This window comes from Streptomyces venezuelae, assembly GCF_008642335.1.
Lineage (GTDB): Bacteria > Actinomycetota > Actinomycetes > Streptomycetales > Streptomycetaceae > Streptomyces > Streptomyces venezuelae_F.
Genome location: NZ_CP029191.1, coordinates 1109988 through 1130631 on the forward strand (window position 1 = coordinate 1109988; position 20644 = coordinate 1130631).

At 73.5% G+C, this 20644-nt stretch carries 16 protein-coding genes; 9 read left to right on the forward strand and 7 right to left on the reverse strand.

The window, feature by feature from the left end:
• The first annotated feature begins 6 nt into the window (after nucleotides 1–6).
• Both solA and DEJ49_RS04845 read left to right on the forward strand, forming a co-directional pair.
• The gene (gene solA, locus DEJ49_RS04840) at nucleotides 7–1161 is read left to right on the forward strand and encodes an N-methyl-L-tryptophan oxidase (protein ID WP_150182697.1); all 1155 of its coding nucleotides are present in this window, start codon (nucleotides 7–9) and stop codon (nucleotides 1159–1161) included.
• Nucleotides 1162–1198: 37 nt separating this feature from the next.
• Entirely contained in the window at nucleotides 1199–2320 is a 1122-nt protein-coding gene (locus DEJ49_RS04845; protein ID WP_150182699.1) for an aromatic ring-hydroxylating oxygenase subunit alpha, read from the forward strand.
• Here DEJ49_RS04845 and DEJ49_RS04850 read toward each other — a convergent pair.
• From DEJ49_RS04850 to DEJ49_RS04865, 4 genes are all read right to left on the reverse strand, one after another.
• Complete coding sequence (locus tag DEJ49_RS04850; protein ID WP_150182701.1) at nucleotides 2313–6977, reverse strand: hypothetical protein; 4665 nt, start codon at nucleotides 6975–6977, stop codon at nucleotides 2313–2315. The genes DEJ49_RS04845 and DEJ49_RS04850 overlap by 8 nt on opposite strands.
• 55 nt (nucleotides 6978–7032) lie before the next feature.
• Nucleotides 7033–7926: a hypothetical protein gene (locus tag DEJ49_RS04855; RefSeq protein ID WP_150182703.1), complete on the reverse strand. Its 894-nt coding sequence runs from the start codon at nucleotides 7924–7926 to the stop codon at nucleotides 7033–7035.
• Nucleotides 7927–7972: 46 nt separating this feature from the next.
• A complete protein-coding gene (locus tag DEJ49_RS04860; RefSeq protein ID WP_150182704.1) occupies nucleotides 7973–9499 on the reverse strand; it encodes a hypothetical protein in 1527 nt (508 codons plus the stop codon).
• Between the two features lie 63 nt (nucleotides 9500–9562).
• Nucleotides 9563–10270, reverse strand: coding sequence for a GntR family transcriptional regulator (locus tag DEJ49_RS04865; protein ID WP_150182706.1), 708 nt, complete (start codon nucleotides 10268–10270; stop codon nucleotides 9563–9565).
• 195 nt (nucleotides 10271–10465) lie between these two features.
• Between DEJ49_RS04865 and DEJ49_RS04870 the strand changes: the two genes are divergently transcribed.
• The 5 genes from DEJ49_RS04870 to DEJ49_RS04890 are packed head-to-tail and all read left to right on the forward strand — an operon-like array spanning nucleotide 10466 to nucleotide 14902.
• Complete coding sequence (locus DEJ49_RS04870) at nucleotides 10466–11770, forward strand: MFS transporter (RefSeq protein WP_150182708.1); 1305 nt, start codon at nucleotides 10466–10468, stop codon at nucleotides 11768–11770.
• On the forward strand, nucleotides 11767–12567 hold the full coding sequence (locus tag DEJ49_RS04875; RefSeq protein ID WP_223832727.1) for a putative hydro-lyase: 801 nt from the start codon (nucleotides 11767–11769) through the stop codon (nucleotides 12565–12567). Before DEJ49_RS04870 ends, DEJ49_RS04875 begins: the two co-directional genes overlap by 4 nt.
• A 48-nt stretch (nucleotides 12568–12615) precedes the next feature.
• Entirely contained in the window at nucleotides 12616–13380 is a 765-nt protein-coding gene (locus DEJ49_RS04880) for a LamB/YcsF family protein (RefSeq protein WP_150182709.1), read from the forward strand.
• Nucleotides 13377–14015 (forward strand): 5-oxoprolinase subunit B family protein, encoded by a 639-nt coding sequence (locus DEJ49_RS04885; protein WP_150182711.1) that lies wholly within the window; start codon nucleotides 13377–13379, stop codon nucleotides 14013–14015. The genes DEJ49_RS04880 and DEJ49_RS04885 overlap by 4 nt, the downstream gene beginning before the upstream one ends.
• On the forward strand, nucleotides 14015–14902 hold the full coding sequence (locus DEJ49_RS04890; RefSeq protein WP_150182713.1) for a biotin-dependent carboxyltransferase family protein: 888 nt from the start codon (nucleotides 14015–14017) through the stop codon (nucleotides 14900–14902). Before DEJ49_RS04885 ends, DEJ49_RS04890 begins: the two co-directional genes overlap by 1 nt.
• Before the next feature lie 8 nt (nucleotides 14903–14910).
• Here the strand turns inward: DEJ49_RS04890 and DEJ49_RS04895 are convergent, their stop codons facing one another.
• Complete coding sequence (locus DEJ49_RS04895) at nucleotides 14911–16326, reverse strand: HEAT repeat domain-containing protein (protein WP_150182714.1); 1416 nt, start codon at nucleotides 16324–16326, stop codon at nucleotides 14911–14913.
• 301 nt (nucleotides 16327–16627) lie between these two features.
• Entirely contained in the window at nucleotides 16628–17020 is a 393-nt protein-coding gene (locus DEJ49_RS04905; RefSeq protein WP_150182717.1) for an ankyrin repeat domain-containing protein, read from the reverse strand.
• A 284-nt stretch (nucleotides 17021–17304) separates the two neighbouring features.
• On the opposite strand from DEJ49_RS04905, the gene DEJ49_RS04910 reads away from it, so the two are divergent.
• Nucleotides 17305–17499: a hypothetical protein gene (locus tag DEJ49_RS04910; RefSeq protein ID WP_030789254.1), complete on the forward strand. Its 195-nt coding sequence runs from the start codon at nucleotides 17305–17307 to the stop codon at nucleotides 17497–17499.
• 36 nt (nucleotides 17500–17535) lie between these two features.
• Nucleotides 17536–19113, forward strand: coding sequence for a hypothetical protein (locus DEJ49_RS04915; RefSeq protein WP_150182719.1), 1578 nt, complete (start codon nucleotides 17536–17538; stop codon nucleotides 19111–19113).
• 22 nt (nucleotides 19114–19135) lie between these two features.
• Here DEJ49_RS04915 and DEJ49_RS04920 read toward each other — a convergent pair whose 3' ends face one another.
• Entirely contained in the window at nucleotides 19136–20635 is a 1500-nt protein-coding gene (locus DEJ49_RS04920; protein ID WP_150182720.1) for a PLP-dependent aminotransferase family protein, read from the reverse strand.
• Nucleotides 20636–20644 lie beyond the last annotated feature (9 nt).

Genomic DNA, 20644 nt, shown 5'->3' on the forward strand with positions numbered 1-20644 from the left:
GCACCGGTGTCCCCCACCTACGACGTGATCGTGATCGGCCTCGGCGGCATGGGCAGCGCCGCCGCGCACCACCTCTCCGCGCGCGGGTCCCGCGTCCTCGGCCTGGAGAAGTTCGGCCCGGTGCACGCCCGCGGCTCCAGCCACGGCGGTTCGCGCATCACCCGGCAGTCCTACTTCGAGGACCCCGCGTACGTACCGCTGCTGCTGCGCGCCTACGAGCTGTACGACCGCCTCGAACGCGACACGGGCCGCGACATCGCCACTCTGTGCGGCGGCGTGATGCTCGGGCACCCCGACAGCCGCACGGTCTCCGGTTCACGGCTCTCCGCCGAGCGATGGGGCCTGCCCCACGAGATGCTCGACGCCAAGGAGATCCGCCGCCGCTTCCCGACGCTCACCCCGCGGGACGAGGAGGTGGCCCTGTACGAGGCACGGGCTGGCCTCGTACGCCCCGAGAACACGGTCGCCGCACACCTCCAGCTGGCCACCCGCGACGGCGCCGACCTGCATTTCGAGGAACCCATGACCCGGTGGGAGCCCTGCCGGGACGGGGTGCGCGTCCACACCGCGGAGGACACCTACACCGCCGGACAGCTCGTGATCTGTCCGGGCGCGTGGGCACCCGCGCTGCTGACCGACCTGGGTGTGCCGTTCACCATCGAACGGCAAGTCATGTACTGGTTCCAGCCCTCCGGCGGGGTCGGCCCCTTCCTCCCCGAGAACCATCCGATCTACATCTGGGAGGACACGGAGGGCGTCCAGGTCTACGGCTTCCCCGCCATCGACGGGCCCGCCCTGGGGGCGAAAGCGGCCTTCTTCCGCAAGGGCACGCCCTGCACTCCGGAGACCATCGACCGGTCGGTCCGCGACGACGAGATCGTCGCGATGGCCGAGCAGGTGGGGCGGCTGATCCCGGACCTCCCCGGCGGCTTCGTCAAGGCCGCCACCTGCATGTACTCCAACACTCCCGACGAGCACTTCGTGATCGCCCGCCATCCGGAGCACCCCGGCTCGGTGACCGTCGCGGCCGGTTTCTCCGGACACGGCTTCAAGTTCGTGCCCGTGGTCGGCGAGATCCTCGCCGACCTGGCCCTCGACGGCACCACCGGGCATCCCATCGAGCTCTTCGACCCGAGCCGCCTCGCCGCCACGCCTGCCTGAGAACCGCCGAGAAGCCCCGTTGAGGAGTACGAGAACCGTGACGACGACCCCGTTGCCGCCGAGCCTCACCGCGACCCTCCCCGGCCGCTACTACACCGACCCGGAGATCTTCCGGCAGGAGCAGGACCGCGTCTTCGAAACGCTCTGGTTCTGCGCCGTGCGCGCCGCCGACCTCGACCGTCCCGGCGCCTTCCGCACCGTGCAGGTGGGGCGCGAGAGCGTCCTGGTCACGCGCTCCCGCACCGGCGAGCTGCGCGCCTTCCTGAACGTCTGCCGCCACCGCGGCGCCCGCCTGTGCACCGAGGAGTCGGGGCAGGTGCGGCGCGCCCTCCAATGCCCGTACCACGCCTGGACGTACGACCTGGAGGGCCGCCTCGTCGCCGCGCCCAACCTGGTGAAGATGCCGGACGTGGACCGCGCCGCCTACGGCCTGATCAAGGTGGCCCTGCGGGAGTGGCTCGGTTACGCGTGGGTGTGCCTGGCCGACGAACCGCCCTCCTTCGAAGAGACCGTCATGGGCGCGGCGGTCGAACGGCTCGGCGAAGCGGCGGCCATCGACCGCTACGGAACCGAGCGTCTCGCGCTGGGAAAGCGCATCTCCTACGACGTGCGCGCCAACTGGAAGCTGATCGTCGAGAACTTCATGGAGTGCTATCACTGCGCGACGATCCACCCCGAACTGACGGATGTCCTGCCGGAGTTCGCCGACGGGTTCGCCGCGCAGTACTACGTGGGGCACGGCGCCGCGTTCGGCGACGAGGTCGGCGGGTTCACGGTCGACGGCAGCGCGGGCTTCGACCGGCTCCCCGAGGTGTCGCAGGACCAGGACCGCCGCTACTACGCGATCACCGTGAAGCCGACCGTCTTCATCAACCTCGTCCCCGACCACGTGATCCTGCACCGGATGTTCCCGCTGGCCGAGGACCGCACGGTGGTCGAGTGCGACTGGCTGTACGCACCCGACGTCGTCGCCTCCGGCGCGGACCTCACGCACTCCGTGGAGCTCTTCCACCGCGTCAACACGCAGGACTTCGCGGCCTGCGAGCGCACCCAGCCCGCGATGGCGTCACGCGCCTACCGCGCGGGCGGGGTGCTGGTGCCGACCGAGCACCACATCGGGCTCTTCCATGACTGGCTGACGAAACAGCTCGCTACGTAGTGGACGCCTGAACCGGGACAGGCTGCTCTTGGGCGGCGGGCCGCTTGTACATGCGCGTCGCGGTGATCTCCCCGTGCACCGTCTCGGCGTCGGGGTCCTGCTGCGGCAGACCCGGCCGCAGGTGCTCCTCGACGCTGATGTACTTCAGGCCCGCGCGCAGGTCCGCGTCGTTGCGCAACCGGATGACCAACGGGAACTCGGCGAGCGCGGTCGTGTCGAACAGGCCGGTCGTGTAGAGCAGCTGCACGCCGAGCGCGTCGGAGACGGCCCGCTGGAGCTCCAGGAGGTACGTCGCGTTGGCGCGGCCGATGGGGTTGTCCAGGAAGAGCGTGCCGGCGTGCCGGTGCTTGTCGCGGCCCCGGTCGTTGCTGCGCAGCGCGGCCATCGTGCAGTACAGGGCGATGGCCGCGGTGAGCAGCTGGCCACCGGAGAAGACGTCGCCCATCTGCCCGACGGGGACGCGCTCGGCGCGCAGCACGGCGTCCGGCTTGAGGATCTCGACGGCGACACCGCGCGGTTCGAGGGCCGCCTGGACGCCGCGCAGCAGCAGGGTCATGCCGTCGCGCCGCAGGTCCGAGTTCTTCTTCACCGCGGCGCGGGTCGCCTCGTCGATGACCTCGCCGAGCCGCTCGACGAGCGTGGCCTGGTCGGGCTCCTCGAAGCGGACCCGCAGGAACTCCTGCCCCGACCACTCCCCCAGGCCCTCGGGCAGCCGGGAGAGGCGCTGTGCGGACCGGAGGGTGGCGAGCGCGGACTCGACGAGGCCGCGCAGCCGGTCGACGATGCTGTCGCGGTTGCGCTCCAGCTGTGCCAGCTCGTCGGTGAGGACGCGGAGCCTGGGCGCGAAGGCGTCGGCCCACTTCTTGGCGTGCTCGGGCAGCGCCGACGCGGGCAGTTCGCGGATCTGCTGACGGGCGGGGGTGCGCACCTGTTCGTACCGCGTGGCGTTCGCGTGGCGTACGAGGATGTCGCTGGCCTCCCGGACGGCGGACTCGGCCGTCGACAGGTCTGCGGCGCAGCCGCGCAGGGAGCGGCGGGCCTCCGCGGCGGCCTGCCGGGCCTCCTCCAGGGTGCCCGGGTAGGCCTCGGGAGCGTCCTCGGTGTCGTCTTCGTGGTGTTCGCGCAGGAGGTCGCGGAGCAGGGCCGCGGTCTCGTCGAAGCCGCCGGCCGCGTCCTCGGTGACGCGGTGGGTGTGCAGCAGAGCGGCGTGCGCCTCCTTGGCGCGGCTCAGCGCCTCGGTGTGCGCCGCCAGTTCGCCGGTGGCGGTGCGCAGGAGCGCCTGGGCCTGCTCGGCGTCGGCGGGGACGAGCTCGTCGGGGAGCTCGGTGTGGGCGTCGCCGTCCTCGGGTGCGTGCCGTTCGGCCTCGCCGCGCAGCCGGCCGAGCTGCTCGCTCGCGGTGGACGCGCGGGCCTCGATCAGCTGGACCTGGGCCTCCGCGCGGGCGGCGGCGGCTTGCCGGGAGGGGCCGTCGGAGCCGTCGGTGCCTTCGAGGAGCAGGGCGGCGCGGGTGCGGACCTTGTTGCTGAGCCGGTCGAGCTCGGCGAGGGCGGCGCTCTCGTCGCTCTCGGCGCGGGCCTGTTCGGCGCGCAGGTCGGCGCCGACGCCCACCTTCTCGTAGAGCTGGGACGCCGCGCGGTAGGCCTCGCGCAGGGCGGGCAGCGAGGACTTGGGGGCCTCGCTCTCCTCCGGTACGTCCTCGGGGGCGCCGGCGATCTCGGCGCGCTCGGCGCGCAGGGCACGGGCGGTGCGGCGGGCGTCGTCGGCGGCGCGCTGGGCGGCGCGGCGGTCCTCGTCGGCGGCGCGGGCCCGGTCGAGGCAGGTCTGGGCACGGGCCTCGGACTCCACGGCGTCGTCGGCCAGTTCGCGGAGCTTGGCCTGCCAGCCGGCCCGCTCGCGGAGCCGGTACGCGAGGCCGGCGAGGGCGTCGGCGACGCGCCGGGCGCGCTGGGCGGCCTCCTGGCGTTCGTCACGCACGCGTGCCGCCTCGCTCGCGGCCTCGTCGGCCTCGGCGCGTGCGGTGCGGGCCTCGGCGAGCTCGGCCTCGGCCTCCGTGGCGAAGGCTCGTGCCTCCTCCGCGGCGGTGGCGAGTTCGGCGAGGCGGCCGCTTGGGCAGCCGGTGCGCCAGGAGGCGAGGCGGGCGGCGAGCTCGCGGTCCTTGGCGAGGCGAACGGCGAGCGCGCGGATCTCCTCGTCGCGCCGGGCGGCCCGTGCGCGCAGCGCCTGCCGTTCCTCGTCGGCGGCGTGCTCGTCGTGCATGGCCGGGTTCGGCGGTACGAGGAAGACGCCGCTGTCCGCGGACTGCTCGCCCGGCGTGGGTGCGAGGAGGGCGGCCGCGGTACCGACGGCGACGGCGGAGCGGGGCAGCAGGGCGGCGTCGGCGAGGGCGTCGCGGGCGCGGGCGTGCGTGTCGGGGTCGGTGATGACGACGCCGTCGACGAGCTCGGGGCGGGCGGCGAGCACGCGCGCGTGGTCGGCGGGGTCGACGGCCTGCGCGAGGTAGCGCCAGCCGGGCAGGGCGGGGATGCCGTGCTCGCCGAGGAACTCGACGGTGGCGAGGACGTCGGGGCCCGGCGGGAGCAGCCCGCCGTCGCCGAGGGCGCCGAGGATCCGGGAGTCGTCGGCGGCCGCGGTGCGCAGGTCGAAGAGCTGCCGCTCGGCGGAGGCGACGCCGTCGTCGAGCAGGGTGCGCAGGTCGTCCGCGGAGCGGTCCAGCTCCTCCACGGAGAGGGCACTTCCGGAGAGGGCCTCTTCGGACAGGGCACTTTCGGCGGGGTCGCCGGCCTGGCGGGGCAGCGGCACCCCGGCGGCGCCGCCCGGCAGGCTCAGGAGCTCGGCGAGCCGCTGGTTGCCCGCGATGGACTCGGCGGCGCGGCGCTCCGCGTCGTGGGCCGCCTCGGCGGCGGTCGCGGCGTCCGAGGCGCGGGCGGCGGTGAGCTCGGCGCGGGCCTCGGCCGCGGCCGTCTCCTTGGCGTGGTCGGCGGCGCGTCCCGCGGCCTCGCGGGCGGCGTCCCACGCGGCGACGGTGGTCTTCTCGGCGTCGCTCGCGGCGAGGGCGGCACGGGCCGGGTCGGCGTCGGGGGCGGTGTCATCGAGCCAGCCCGCGCGGACGGCCTCGGCGGTCTCCTGCTCGACCTCGGCGAGGCGCTGCTTGAGGTGGCCGGCCTCGCTGCGGGCGCGCTGTGCCTCGGTGGCGGCGACCGTGGCGTCCCGGTGGGCGGCCTCGCCGGTCTCCTGGAGGGCGGCGGAACGCTCCTCCTCTTCGTTGGCGAGGTTCTCCGCGCCTTCCGCCGCGGTGTGCAGAGCGCGGACGAGGTCGGACGCGGCCTTGGCGCGGGCGGCGAGCGCGGGTGCCGCGTCGCGCTCGGCCTCGCGGATGGCGACGGCCACGCGCGCGGAGCGGTCGGCGGCGGCACGGTGCCGCAGGACGGCTTCCGCGGCCTGCCAGGCGGAGTGCAGGGTGCGGGCGTCGGCGAGTTCGCGGCGCTGGGCGGCGGCCGCCTTCTCGGCGACGGTGAGCGCCAGGGAGGCGTGCCGGTAGGCCAGCTCGGCGGAGATGAGGGCGCTCTTGCCGCGGGCCCGTTCGGCCTCGGTCACGGTGTGGGCGGCGGCGGTGACCTGCTCGGCCAGGTCGGCGACGCGCCCCCGCTCCTCGACGGCGCGCGCGGAGAGCCTGCGCGCCAGGGTCCGCGTGCGGCGCTCGGCGCCCGCGTGCACGTCACGCGCGCGTGCCCGGGTGTCGGCGGCGTCGACGATGCGGTTGAGCAGGTCCACGGAGCCCGCGGTGAAGTCGCGTTCGGCGATCAGCTCGGCGCGGCGGCCGAGCTTGTTGCCGAAACCGTGGACGAGGTCGGCGAGGCCGTCCGTGTCGCGCGTGTCGGTGACGGCGCGCAGCAGCAGGTCGGTGAAGTCGGAGTCCTTCTTGACGGCGAAGAGCCCCGCGGCCTCGCCCTCGTCGGCGTTCATCTCCCGCTGATAGCGGAAGAGTTCGGGGTCGAGTCCGAGGTCGCCGAGGTGTTCGTTCCAGCGGTCGTGGATCTCTTCCCAGTGCACTTCGAGGTGCGGGTACGCCTTGACCGCCTCGGTCATGGCGTCACGGAAACCCTTCATGGTGCGCCGCCGCCCCTGAGCACCGGACGCGCCCTCCGCCGAAGGGCGCACGGCGGTGGACTCGGCGACGGGCAGCGAGTCCAGGCTCAGGCCGGGGCCCGGCCGGAAGGAGTACCAGGCCTCGGCGAACTTCCGCGGGTCGTTGGAGACCTGGCGGCCCCGCCACTCGCTGACCTTGCCGACGACCACGCACTCGCCGGTCAGCGTGTGCTGCCACTCCAGGGCGACGTGCCCGCAGTCGTCGGCGAGCAGGAACTTGCGCAGCACACCGGAGCTGGCGCCGCCGAGTGTGTTCCGGTGGCCGGGCAGCATCACCGAGAAGATCAGTTTGAGCAGGACGGACTTGCCGCCGCCGTTCTCCAGGAAGAGCACGCCGGCGGGCGCGGGGCGGCGCGGCGGGCCGACCGGCTCGTCCTCGAAGAACTCCGCCTGGGTGGGCGCGGGGTCGGGCACTTCCGCGCCGACGCCGCGCAGGTCGAGCACGGTGTCGGCGTAGCGCGCACCGGCCGGCCCGATGGAGTAGAGGCGGATCCGGGACAGCTCGTACATGGCGGCGGACTCTCGTCGTAAGTCGTGGGGGCGGCAAGCAGGATGGGGGGCGGTGTCAGGAGTGGAACGGCAGCCCGGCGTCGGCGGCCAGCTCCAGGTCGTCGGTCTCTTCGGGCGGCAGCAGCGTCGCCGAGCCGTCCGTGACCGGGACGACGCCGAGTTCGAGGAGCTCCGCCATGGCCGCGGTGCCCGCCATGTCGCGGACCTGGAGCTGGTAGCGGGCCGTGGTGCGGTACGTCCCTCCGGAGTCGTCGCCCGTGCGCTGCAGGAACCCGGAGTCGGTGAGGAAGGCGGCCGCCTTGCCGACGATGCCGGTGGTGGAACCCGCGAGCCGGCGGGCGTCCTTGGTGGCACCGGTCGAGCTGCGCCGGGCCCAGATCCGCCAGGCGGCTTCGAGGCCGGGCGCGTCGGTCGCGGGGTCGGTGTTCTCGCCGTGTTCCTCGGCGCGCTCCTCCAGGCGGTGGCAGGCCTGGCGCACGAACGCGTCCACTCCGTTGACGGTGACCCGGCCGATGTAGCCGTCGTCGGCGAGGTCCTCGGGGCGCGGGAACGCCATGGCGGCGATGGCGAGGTGGGCGAGACCGTGCAGGAAGCGGTCGGTGGAGTCGGTGGCCGCGCGGCGGGCGTAGTCGCCCATGCGGACGGCGAAGACGGAGTCCTCCGCCGCGGTCACGGCCATGCCCGCGCGCGGGGACACCTCCAGGACGACGAGCCCGAGTCCGGTGGCGACGGCGTCGGCGAGCCGGGCGAAGGGCGGGTCCTCGCGGTAGCGGCGGAGCAGGTCCGCGTACTCCTGGTCGCGGGCGGGCTGGAGCTTGGGCTGCAGTCCGAAGGCGACGAGCCGCGCGGCGTCGGCGGCGTCGGCCGGGGTGACGGGCGCGGGGGCCGCGGGCGCCGCCGTGGGGTCCGGCTCGCCCCACGCGGCGTGCTCTGCGGGGTGGTCGGTCACGGCGTGTACTCCTCGGGGATGGGGTGGGGATCAGGGTCGGTCGTGGTCACGCCGCCTCCGTCCGGTCGGCGGCCATGCCGACGGCGTCCAGGAGTGCCGTGCCGACGATGAGGTCCGCGCCGCCGAACTCCGCGTCGTCGAGTTCGGTGCCGTCGTCCACGGCGAAGAGCAGCTTCTCCTCGCCCTGGCGGTAGGCGGTGCCGACCGGCGGGCTGGCCGCGTGCACGGCCAGCAGGGCGACCAGGTAGGGCAGTTCGGGGTCGCGGCGCCGGGCGTCGGCGAGGAGACCGGAGAGCCTGCGCGGCGCGTCGGCGGGCAGGTCGAGCAGCTCCATGGCGCTCGCGAGCTGCTCCTCGCTGAAGCGGCTGTCGTCCGGGGTGGCGATCAGGTCGGGCTCGGGCATCTCCGCGCCGAGGTGCTCGCGCTCCACGGGCGGCGTGAGGAGTATGTCGACGAGGTCGCCGACGCGGACGGAGACGGGCGTGCGCAGTCCGGTGCCGCGCGCGAAATAGGCGTCCGTCACGCGGATCGCCTGCTCGGCGGGGAGCGGCAGGAGGGGGGCCACCAGCTGGCCGTACAGGTCGAGGCCCGTGCGTGCGGTGGGGGTGGCGAAGGCCTGCCGGTCCTGTTCGGCGCGGAAGAGCGGGCCGGCCTCCAGGAGGCGGGACTGCAGCTGGGTGTGGCGGCGGATGCAGTCCTTGACGATGTCGACGAGCTCGGCGGCGCGGCGCTTCTGCTCGGGGTCCTCGGATTCGTCGCGGGCCTTGCGGATGTTGGTCAGGATGGCGTTCTCGTGGCGGTACCGGTCCGCCACGTGGTCGAGCGCTTCGGCGATCATGTCGGGGACGGCCTTGAGCCAGTCCACCGCGCGGACGTTGCGCCGGGTCGCGTCGAGGGCCTTGCGCAGCGTTTCCGAGTACTGGACGGTGCGGTAGCGGGCCTGCTCCGCGGCGAGCTGGGCGTCGGCGAGCCTGCCGCGGCTGATCAGCACCTCCAGCTTCACCTCGGCGGCGATCTGCGCGCTGGTGACGTCGGTGTCGAGGGCGCCCACCAGGACGTTGACCGCTTCGTCGGTCGTCCGCAGGTAGACGCTGCCGCCGTGGCCGGGGACCTCTTCGAGGAGCTTGAAGTCGTAGTCCCTGCGGACATACGTCCCGTCCGGGGCGAACGTGCCGTACACGGCGCGGAAGCCGCGGTCGACGCTGCCGACGTTGATCAGGTTCTCCAGGACCCAGCGGGCCACGCGCTCGTGCTCGGCGGCCGGGCGCGCGGGCGCCTGGGCGGCGACGCGCGGGAGGAGCCGGACGACGATCTGCTCGTGGTCGGCGCCGGTGTCGAAGTCCATGTTCAGGGTGACGAGGTCGATGGCCGACAGGGCCACCTCCGCCATCGCGTACACCGAGTACTCACCCGCGAGGTTGGCCTTGCGCACGTCGAGGTCGTGCAGCGGAGCCGTGCAGGCGAGGGCGCGCAGGCGGCGCGCCAGGCCCTCGTCGGCGGCCGGGCCCAGAGCGGGCCGCGGCCCCGCGCTGAGCTGGGGCGGAGCGGTGTCCGTAACGGCAGGCGAAGTCACGGTGCACAGACTAGATCCTCGGTCTGACAACGGTCGAAACGGCGCAGATCTGACAGCGTCCGCTCAGCCGTGGTCGCCCGCCGCCCGCTGTCCGTACGCGTCGACCACCCGCCGCCGCGAGTCGTCGAGGTACTCGACGAGCAGCGCCTCCGCGTCGTCGCGTCGGCCCTCCTGGAGCGCCTCCAGGATCTGTCCGTTGCGGGCGATGTAGGGCTCGTGGAGCCGCCGGGGGTCGTCCACCACGTGGAAGGCGAGGCGCAGTTCGGCGAAGACGCTGCGCATCAGCTCGTCCGTGCGCTCGCTCCCGGCGAGGGCGACGAGCTCCCGGTGGAAGTCGATGTTGGCGGTGGACACGCCTTTCCAGTCGCCCTCCCGTGCGGCCCGCCGCCCGTCGGAGACGGCGTCGGCCAGCCCGTCCACGGCGTACGGCGGTGCGCCGAGCCCGCGGACGACCGCGCATTCGACGAGGGCACGGGTGCGGTAGATGTCCCCCACATCCTCGTCGGTCAGCATCCGTACGAAGACCCCGCGGTTGAGTTGGTGCTCCAGGAGCCGCTCGTGCGTGAGCAGCCGGAACGCCTCCCGCAGCGTGTTGCGGGAGACGCCGAGCGCGCCGCCGATGCTGTCCTCGGAGAGCCGCGTGCCGGGCGGGAAGAACCCTGCGGCGATGCGGCTCCGCAGGATGTCGGAGACCCGCTCCGCCGTACTCGTGCGCCCCAGGAGTGCGCGGTCGTCGACCAGTCCGTTCACGTCACCCGTCCCCTCCGCCATGCCCGGATTCAATCGCAGATGCAAGAACGAGACAACAGGGGTATTGAGGGATCGTTCAACGATCCTCTACGTTGTCGGGCACGGCTCACCGCACTACCCCTCCCCGCCCCCGTTCGGTGCCTCCTCCCCGTCCCCCACCGCACGACCGCACCCCGCCCGCTCCAGCACCCTCCGTCCCTCACCTGTGAGGTGCCCATGAGCACGACCCCACCGCCCGAGACGGCCGCTCCGGCCGGACCACACCCCGACCAGGGCGAACTCCCCGACGACAGCGGCGCGTTCGGCTGGCTGCGCGCCCTCGGGCCGCGCGGGCGCCGCGCCTTCGCCGGCGCCTTCGGGGGCTATGCCCTCGACTCCTACGACTACTTCACGCTGCCGCTGAGCATGGTGGCGCTCGCCGCGTACTTCGGCCTCGACAGCGGCCAGACCGGCCTCTTCACCACCGTCACCCTCGTCGTCTCCGCCGTCGGCGGCGCCATCGCGGGGGTGGTCGCCGACCGGATCGGCCGCGTCAAGGCCCTGATGATCACGGTCGTCACGTACGCCGTCTTCACCGTCGCCTGCGGCTTCGCGCCCAACTACGAGACGCTGCTCGTCTTCCGTGCCCTCCAAGGGCTAGGGTTCGGCGGCGAGTGGGCGGTCGGCGCGATCCTCGTCGCCGAGTACGCCACCGCCAAGAACCGCGGCCGCACCCTGGGCGCGATCCAGAGCTCCTGGGCCGTGGGCTGGGGCCTCGCGGTGATCGTCTACACCGTGGTGTTCCAGTTCCTGGACGACGACGTCGCCTGGCGCGTGATGTTCTGGACCGGTGCGCTGCCCGCACTGCTCGTGATCTACGTACGGCGCAATGTGCACGACGCGCCCGAAGCCGCCGAGGAGCGGCGCAAGAGCGCCGACAAAGGCTCCTTCACGGCCATCTTCAAACCGGGGCTGCTGCGCACCACGTTCTTCGCGGTGCTCCTGTCCACCGGTGTACAGGGCGGCTACTACACACTGGCCACCTGGGTGCCCACGTACCTCAAGAGCGATCGCGGCCTCACCGTCGTCGGCACCGGCGGCTATCTGACCTTCCTGATCTCCGGCGCCTTCATCGGCTACCTCACCGGTGGCTATCTCACCGACAAGCTCGGCAGGAAGCGGAACATCACGCTCTTCGCGTTCCTCTCCGCGGCCAGCATCCTCGCGTACACGAACATCCCGGACGGCGCCAACGGCCTTCTTCTTGTGCTCGGTTTTCCGCTGGGCTTCTGTATGTCGGCGATTTTCAGCGGCTTCGGCTCGTTCCTCAGCGAGCTCTACCCGGCCGCCGTCCGCGGCACGGGGCAGGGCTTCACGTACAACACGGGGCGCGCGATCGGCGCCGTCTTCCCCACCATGGTCGGCTTCCTCGCCGACAGCTGGGGCGTCGGCGGAGCGCTGGTCTTCGGAGCCATCGGTTACGGACTCGCCGTCCTGGCGCTGCTCGGGCTGCCGGAGACGCGCGGAAGGGAGCTTCCGTGAACCACGAGACGCGCGCCACGCCGTCGATCCGCAGCGCCAAGAAGGCCCGCGCCGCCTTCCGCGCGGGCGACACGAGCCCCACCGCGGGATGGGCCGCGGGCTTCACCCAGGCCAACCTCATCTCCGTGCCCGCCGACTGGGCGTACGAGATGCTCCTGTTCTGCCAGCGCAACCCGAAGCCCTGCCCGGTCCTCGACGTCACGGACGCCGGTTCCTGGTCCACCCCGCTGGCTCCCGGCGCCGATCTCCGCACCGATCTGCCGCTGTACCGGGTGTGGGAGCACGGCGAGCTGACCGCCGAGCCCACGGACGTGGTGGGCCACTGGCGCGACGACCTGGTGACCTTCCTCATCGGCTGCAGCTTCACCTTCGAGTGGGCGCTCGCCGACGCCGGCGTCCCGCTGCGCCACATCGAGCAGGGCCGCAACGTCCCGATGTACGTCACCGACCGCCCCTGCCGCCCCGCGGGGCGGCTGCACGGCCCGATGGTGGTGTCGATGCGTCCCGTGCCGCCCAGCCGCCTCGCGGACGCCATCAGGGAGAGCTCGCTGATGCCCGCGGTGCACGGCAGCCCGGTGCACTGCGGCGACCCCGGCGGGCTCGGCATCGCGCATTTGGACCGCCCCGACTTCGGCGACGCCGTGGCCCTCGAACCCGACGACATTCCGGTGTTCTGGGCGTGCGGGGTCACCCCTCAGGCAGCGGTGATGGCATCGCGGCCGCCCTTCGCGATCACGCACGCGCCGGGCCGGATGTTCGTCACCGACGCCCGGGACGAGCAGTACCGCGTGGTGTGACGGCCGAAAACACCGGAGGCTTACGTCAAGCACTGGAGGCATACGTTGATGAGCGCGCCCCTGATCGATCTCAACGCCGACCTCGGCGAGGGCTTCGGCCGCTGGCACCTGACCGACGACGAGGAGCTGCTGTCCGTCGTCACCAGCGCCAACGTGGCCTGCGGGTTCCACGCCGGCGACCCGGTGACCATGCGTCGGGTCTGCGACCGCGCCGCCGAGCGCGGAGTGCGGATCGGCGCGCAGGTGTCCTACCGGGACCTGGCGGGCTTCGGGCGGCGCGCCATGGACGTGCCGCCAGCGGAGCTGGCGGCCGAAGTGGCTTACCAGATCGGCGCCTTGGAGGTGTTCGCCCGCGCGGCGGGCACGCGCGTGGCGTACGTGAAGCCGCACGGCGCGCTCTACAACCGCGTCGTCCACGACGAGGAGCAGGCCCGCGCGGTCGTCGAGGGCGTACTGCTCGCCGACGCCGCGCTGCCCGTCCTCGGGCTTCCGGGATCGTCCCTTCTGAAGACGGCGGACAAGGCCGGGCTCCCCGTCGTCACCGAGGCCTTCGCGGACCGCGCCTACACCGACGAGGGCACTCTGGTCCCCCGCTCCCGTGAAGGAGCGGTCGTCACGGAGGCGGACGCCGTCGTCACACGGTCCGTCGGAATGGCCCGGTCCGGTGTCGTCACCTCGCTCGGGGGCCGCGAGATCGAGGTCCGCGCGCGGTCGCTGTGCCTGCACGGCGACACCCCGGGGGCGGTGGAGCTTGCCCGGCGGGTGCGGGCCGAGCTGGAGGCGGCCGGCGTGCGCGTGGCGGCGTTCGCGTGAGGGCCCTGCCGGTCGGCGAGCGGGCCCTGCTCGTCGAACTCTCCGACGGCACCGAGGCCCAGGCCCTCCACGCGGAGCTGCTGCGCCGTCGCGCGTCGGGCGACCTGCGGGTCCGGGAGATCGTTCCCGCGGCGCGTACGGTGCTCCTCGACGGTCTCGACGACCCCGGCCGCGTCGGCGCCGAGCTGCCCGGCTGGGACATCCCGTCGCTGCCCCCGCGCGCGGGAGCGGTTCTGGAGATACCGGTGAGGTACGACGGGCCGGACCTCGCGGACGTGGCGGCGCACTGGGGCGTGCCCGTGGGCGACGTGGCGCGGATCCACTCCGCCGCCGAATTCCGCGTCGCGTTCTGTGGGTTCGCACCCGGCTTCGGCTATCTGACCGGGCTGCCCGAGCGCTACGAAGTACCGCGCAGGGCCACGCCACGCACCAGTGTGCCCCGGGGCAGCGTCGCCCTGGCGGGCCCGTACACGGGCGTCTACCCGCGCGCGTCGCCCGGCGGCTGGCAGCTCATCGGTTCCACGGACCTCGTGCTGTGGGACCACGCGCGCGTGCCCGCCGCGCTGCTCTCCCCCGGCGTCCGCGTCCGCTTCGTGCCGCGTACGGCCCCGACGGCCCCGGCAGCGGGGACGTGATGACCGACCACGCCCTCTCCGTCGTACGCGCCGGGGCCCTGACCACCGTGCAGGACCTCGGGCGCCCCGGGCACGCGCATCTCGGGGTGCCCCGCTCCGGAGCCCTCGACCTGCCCGCGGCCCGCCTGGTCAACCGCCTGGTCGGCAACCCGCCCGAAGCGGCCGTCCTGGAGACCACCCTCGACGGCTGTGCCGTGCGTCCGCGCAGGACCGTGACGGTCGCCGTGGGCGGTGCGCCCTGCCCCGTGACCGTGGACGGCAGGCCCGCGCCCTGGGGAGCCCCCGTGCGGGTGCCCGCGGGAGCGCTCCTGGACGTCGGAACGGCCGTCTCCGGAGTACGGTGCTACGTCGCGTTCGACGGCGGCGTGAGCGTCGAGCCGGTGCTCGGCAGCCGCTCGACGGATCTGCTCTCCGGCCTCGGCCCGCCCCCGCTCGCGACCGGCGCCGTCCTCCCCCTGGGACACCCCGGCCGCGACCACGCACGCGTGGACGTCGTTCCGCAGCCCGCGCCGCCCCAGGAGCTGGTGCTCCGGGTGACGCTCGGGCCGCGCGCGGACTGGTTCACGGCGGCGGCGCTGGACACCCTCACCACGCGCGCGTACACGGTGTCCTCGGCGAGCAACCGCATCGGGCTGCGCACCGAGGGCCCGGCCCTGGAGCGGGCGTTCGAAGGCGAGCTGCCCAGTGAGGGCATGGTGCTCGGCGCCGTGCAGGTCCCGCCGGACGGCAGGCCCGTCGTCTTCCTGGCCGACCACCCCACCACCGGGGGCTACCCGGTGGTCGCCGTGGTCCGCGAGAGCGACCTGGCCGCGGCGGCGCAGGCCTGGCCCGGCACGCCCGTGCGTTTCGTCGCCGCCGGCCTGCGGCGACCCTCACAGGTCCCCTAGGCCGCCCGTCACACGGCCGCGTCCGGGCCGATCCTGCTGCGCACCGCTGTCTGTACGTCGTCCTCCTCGGCGGGGTCCGCGGCGAGCCTCCTGAGCCGGTTGACGACACGGGCGTCACCGGTCTCGGCGTGCCGTGCGGCGACTTCGCGGGTGGACTCCTCGCAGTCCCAGAGGCACTCGACGGCGAAGCCGGAGGCGAAGGAGGGATCGGTGGCGGCCAGCGCGCGTGCGGCGCGGCCGCGGAGGTGGGAGGAGGCGGTCTCTCGGTAGACGTGCCGCAGCACGGGGGCGGCGCAGGCGATGCCGAGGCGTCCCGCGCCGTCGACGAGGGTCCACAGCGTCGGCGCGTCGGGGCCCTCGCCGCGGACGGCCTCGCGGAGCGCGGCGAGGACCGGCTTGCTGTCCTGTGCGCCGCCCCGGCAGGCGAGCATGCGTCCGGCGGCCGCGCCCAAGTCGTCGGGCCGGTAGGCCCAGCGTCGGGCACGCTCGACGGCGGCGACGCTGCGCATCCGTTCGAAGGCGTCGGTGGCGGCGTCCACCACGACCTGCGAGGGGCCTTCCGCGGCGTACTCGATGAGGTCGAGGACGGCGGGGTCGTGGGTGTCCGCGAGGTAGCGCAGGGCGGTGCCGCGCGCCCCGTCGGAGCCGTTGCGTGCGGCCTCGATGATCTCGGCGCGGTCCTCGGGTCCTGCGACCGCGGTCAGGCAGCGTGCGGCGGGCACGTACAGGACGGTGCCCCGCTCCAGGCCCTCCTGCGCCCAGTCGAAGACGGCCTGGACGCTCCAGCCCGGGCGCGGTCCCGAGGGACGCATCTGGCGCTGCCACCGGTCGAAGGAGCCCTGTTCCCGCGCGGCGCGCACGCGGGCGCCGATATCGGCGCGGGGGTCCTCTTCCCAGAGGCGCCAGGGCCTCGGTTCGTAGGCGTCGCGGACGGCGGCGGCGAGGTCGGCCTCGCCCTCGGCGTCGGGGGCGAACCGGGCGAGCACGGGGGCCGCGAGGGCCCGCAGCCCCGCGTCGTCGTCGCGCAGCGCCAGCTCGTCGAGGGCCCAGGCCCAGTTGGAGCCGAACGCCGCGTACCTCCGCAGGAGCTCGAGGGCGTCCTGCCTGCCGTACGAGGCGAGGTGGCCGAGGACGGCGAGGGCGAGTCCGGTGCGCGAGTCGTCCGTGTTCAGGACGTCCTCGGCATCGAAGAGGTGCCGCTCGATCTCGCCGAGTCCGCCGTGCAGGTCGAGGTAGAGCCGGGCGTAGTACAGCGAGCGGTTCTCCACCTGCCAGTCGTGGCGGGGATCGTTGAGCACGCAGTGGTCGAGGGCGGTGAGCGCCTCGGAGCGTGGGGCGGTGAGCGCGTGCAGGGTGCCGTCGCCGCGGCCCCTCTGCAGCAGGCCGAGCAGCGTACCGCTGGGCGCTATGACCGGATCGAACATGGGAAACAGCCTCACATCAAGCGTCGACGCAACCGGGAATCACGCATTACCTGGCCGTGCGCCAACACGTCGGGCCGCCCGCCGTCTTTTGCTTGTCGAAGACCATCTTCCTCTGCCTCTCGTCGGTGGCCCAGGGGTTCCCGGACGGGAGGTCCGGGGGCGGGCCGCTCACGGTCCACGCGGTGCGGCAACATCTGCCCCACCGTCGCGTCCGTGAATCACGTCGTCATGATGACCCGGCGGTCAGGTCCGCCGCGACCACATTTCCAGCGCCCCCGTTGTTGCTGGTCAGGTACCCGGTTCAGGCGGCCCCGAACAGCTGCAGCAGCTCCGCCTTTCCGAACATCCTGGCCGTGTCGACGGCCGACGGAGTGCCGGCGGCGGGATCCGCGCCACCGTCCAGGAGGGCCCGGATCACCGCGTCCTCGCCCTTGAAGACGGCTCCGGCGAGCGGGGTCTGGCCCCGGTCGTTGGCGCGGTTGGTGTCGGCGCCGCGCTCCACGAGGGCGCGGACCGCGTCGGCGTGCCCGTGGTAGGCCGCCAGCATCACGAGCGAGTCGCCGCTGTCGTTCGTGAGGTTCGCGGGGGCGCCCGCGTCCACGTAGGCGGCGAGGGCCGCTGCGTCGCCCTGACGTGCCAGATCGAAGATCTTGGTCGCCAGCTCCACGACCTCGGGGTCGGGGGCTTCGCTCATGGGGGCGTTCCGCCTTTCCGGCTTTTCGGGTGCGTCTGCCTGTGCAGCCGTACGAGTGAATCGACAGGGTACTGCCCCGCCGGGCACATGACCCGGGCCACCCGAGGCAAAGATCACGCCGAGGCGCGAAGGCCACTCGGAACCCCGACCATGACCCGATCGGGCTACACCATTAGAGGGAAATCCCAAGAAATTGACCCATTTGCACCTTTTATCGTATGGATACATGCTGTGAACCTGGAAGAACTCATGGTGACTGTCCCCACCAAACCAGGAGAACCGTCATGGTCCTTTCCATCTCGGGCGTCGTACTGCTCGGAATCATCGTCTTCCTCTTCTTCCGCAAAGACGGACTCAAGGCGTCGCACGCGGTGGTCTGCGCCCTCTTCGGCTTCTTCATGGCAGGCACGGCGATCGCCCCGAGCATCAAGGCCGGCAGCGCGAGCCTGGCGAGCCTCCTCGGCGGGATCAAGTTCTGACCGTCCCGCTTTCGTACGCACCTCCAGGAGACAGACGTGGCCAGGCGACCACTCCCCCGCATTCTGAGCAACGGCACCGCATCCATCGCCCGGAGCAGGGAGCTGGCACGGTCGGCGGCCGACAGCGCCACGGACGTCCTCCATCCGCTGATCACGATCACCCGCGGACTGCGCCGGCTGGCTGCCGCCGGGCGGCGCAGATGGGCCGACACCCCGAAGGACAAGCGCGGGCCGCTGCTGTTCCTCGTGGCCTCCGTCGTCCTGGTCGTGGCGCTCGTGCCCTACGGACCGCTGCTCGCCCTCATCTCCCTGATGGGGGCGGCGGCCTGGACGGGCCGCGAGCGCACCGCTCCGGAGCCGGAGGGGCCTGACGAGGCGCAGGTGCAGCGGCTGCAGTCCCTCTACGAAGCGCTCGTCCCGTACTTCTCCGTCCCCGAGGACCCCGCCCCGCTCTTCGCGCACGGCGGTGAATGGGACAAGGCGTTCGTCGAGCACGACTTCGACGACACCGGGCGGATCTCCCGGCTCGTGGTGCGCTACCCCGCGTACTTCACGGACGGCGAGGCCGAGTCCCGCGCCCGGATCGAACAGCTGCTGCACGCCAAGGCGGGGCGCGGCCGCGAGTACCACTTCCTGTGGGACGAGGAGGGCAATCAGCTCACCGTCACGGTGCTCTCCCCGCTGCCCACCGACATCGCCGCCCAGCGATTCGTCACCGCCCCGGGAGAGACCGTCCTCGGCTTCACCGACGAGACCGGCGTCCAGCGCACCCTGCCGCTGTCCGACGGCGCGGAACAGCGCGACGTACCCCCCGTCGTGTGGCGCACGGGCATCCGCTCCACCGAGCCCCACCTGCTGATCGCCGGCCAGCCCGGCAGCGGCACGACGTCATTGCTGCGCTCCATCGCCCTCCAGGCGCTGCAGTACGGCGATGTGCTCGTCGTCGAGGGCAGCGGCACCGGCGACTACGCCTGTCTGACCGGCCGTGACGGGGTCCTCGCCATCGAGTGCGGGCTCACCGGGGCGCTCGCGAGCCTCGAATGGGCGGCGCACGAGACCGAGCGCAGGCTCATCGCGGCGAACCGCGCGCGGCAGGCGGGCCACCCGCCGCCGGAGGACACCAAGCGCCCCCTGTGGCTCCTCCTCGACCGCCCGAGCGCGCTCGGGCACCTCGCCGCGGCCGACGGGCGCACGGACCCCCAGTCACTGCTGCAGGTCCCGTTGCGGCACGGCAGGGCGGCGAACGTGACGGTCGTGGTCGCCGACCAGTTGGACGCCCTCGACGCGCTGAGCGAGGCGGTGCATCAGCACACCCGCGCGCGCGTGGTGCTGGGTTACGCCACGGTCGACCAGCTGGAGGACGTCCTCGGGACGCCGCCCCACACGACGCCGACGATGGACGTACCGCCCGGCCGCGGCTACGCCCGGCTCGGCGCGGGCCCGGTGCACCGTCTCCAGGTCCCCGCGACCCCCGACCCGTACGACGACGCGACCAGCGAGGCCCACCGCAGGGCCGTCATGGAGCTGCTGCCGGAGCGGAGCACCCCGCCGGACGAGACGGAGCCCGCCGCCCCGGAGGCCACGGAGGCGGAACCGGTCCCCGCCGAGAGCTAGGGCCCTGCTACGGAGACGTGCATCAGGCGACAAACGGGTGGGCTGCCTGCGCGCCCGCGCCGACGCCCGTCTCGACCAGCCGGGCCGCCGCCGCCAACCGCGCCGCCGCCTCGTCGGCGACCGCGCCCCCCACGGTGAACGGCAGCCGCACGTATCCCTCAAAGGCTCCGTCCACTCCGAAGCGGGGCCCCGAAGGCACTCGTACGCCCACCCGCTCGCCCACCTCGGCGAGCCGCGACCCGGACACGCCGCCGGTGCGCACCCAGAGGGTGAGACCGCCGCGCGGCACCTCGAACTCCCAGTCGGGCAGCTCGCGGCGGACGGCTGCGACCAGCGCGTCGCGATTCTCCCTGGCCTGTTCCCTGCGCACGTCCACGGCGGCCTGCCAGCCGCCGGTGTTCAGGAGCCAGTTCACGGCGAGCTGTTCGAGGACGGGGGTGCCGAGATCGGCGTACGCGCGCGCGGCGACCAGGCTGCGGATCACGTCGGGCGCGGCCCGCACCCAGCCGATGCGCATGCCGGCCCAGAAGGCCTTGCTGGCCGAGCCGACGGTGATGACGGTGGAGCCCGCGGGGTCGAAACCGCAGACCGGGCGCGGCATGGCGAGGTCCTCGTCGAGGCCGAGCTCGCTCATCGTCTCGTCGACGACGAGGACCGTGCCCGCGGACCTGGCCGCCTCGACGAGCTGCCTGCGCTGGTCCTCGTCCGCGAGCGCGCCGGTGGGGTTGTGGAAGTCCGCGACGACGTACGCGAGCCGGGGCGCGGCGTCGCGCAGGACCTGCCGCCAGCGGTCCATGTCCCAGCCCTGGAGGCCCTCGGCCATGGCGACGGGGACGAGGCGGGCGCCCGCTTCACGCATCAGCTGGAGGATGTTGGCGTACGACGGCGACTCCACGGCGATGCGTTCGCCGCGGCCCGCGAAGAGGTGACAGATGGCGTCGATGGCGCCCATCGCACCGGTGGTCACCATGATCTGTTCGGGCATGGTGGGGATCCCGCGCGCGCTGTAGCGCTCGGCGAGCATCTCGCGCAGGGCGGGCAGGCCGGCGGGGTAGTCGCCGTGCGTGTGGGCGTACGGCGGGAGGGCTTCGAGGGCACCCTGGACGGCGCGGGTGAGCCAGGGTTCGGGCGCGGGCAGCGCCGCACAGCCGAGGTCGATCATGGAACCGAGCGCCTCGGGGGGCAGCGGTTCGAGACCGCGCGCGGGGAGAGGATTTCCGGCGGGGACGGCGGTCCAGCTGCCCGCTCCCCTGCGGGACTCCAGGAACCCCTCGGTGCGCAGCGCTTCGTAGGCGGCGGCGACGGTGGTACGGCTGACGGCGAGGGCGACCGCGAGTTCACGCTCGGCGGGCAGGCGCGCGGCGACCGGTACACGCCCTTCGAGCACGAGGAGCCGGATGCCGTCGGCGAGGGCACGGTAGGCGGGCGGGCGGCGCGAGCCCGTGCCCACGGGGCGGTCCTGCTGGGAGGCGAGGAGACGGGCGAGCTGCGTCGACCCCATCGCCGAAGTCCACTGAGCCATGATTCCCAG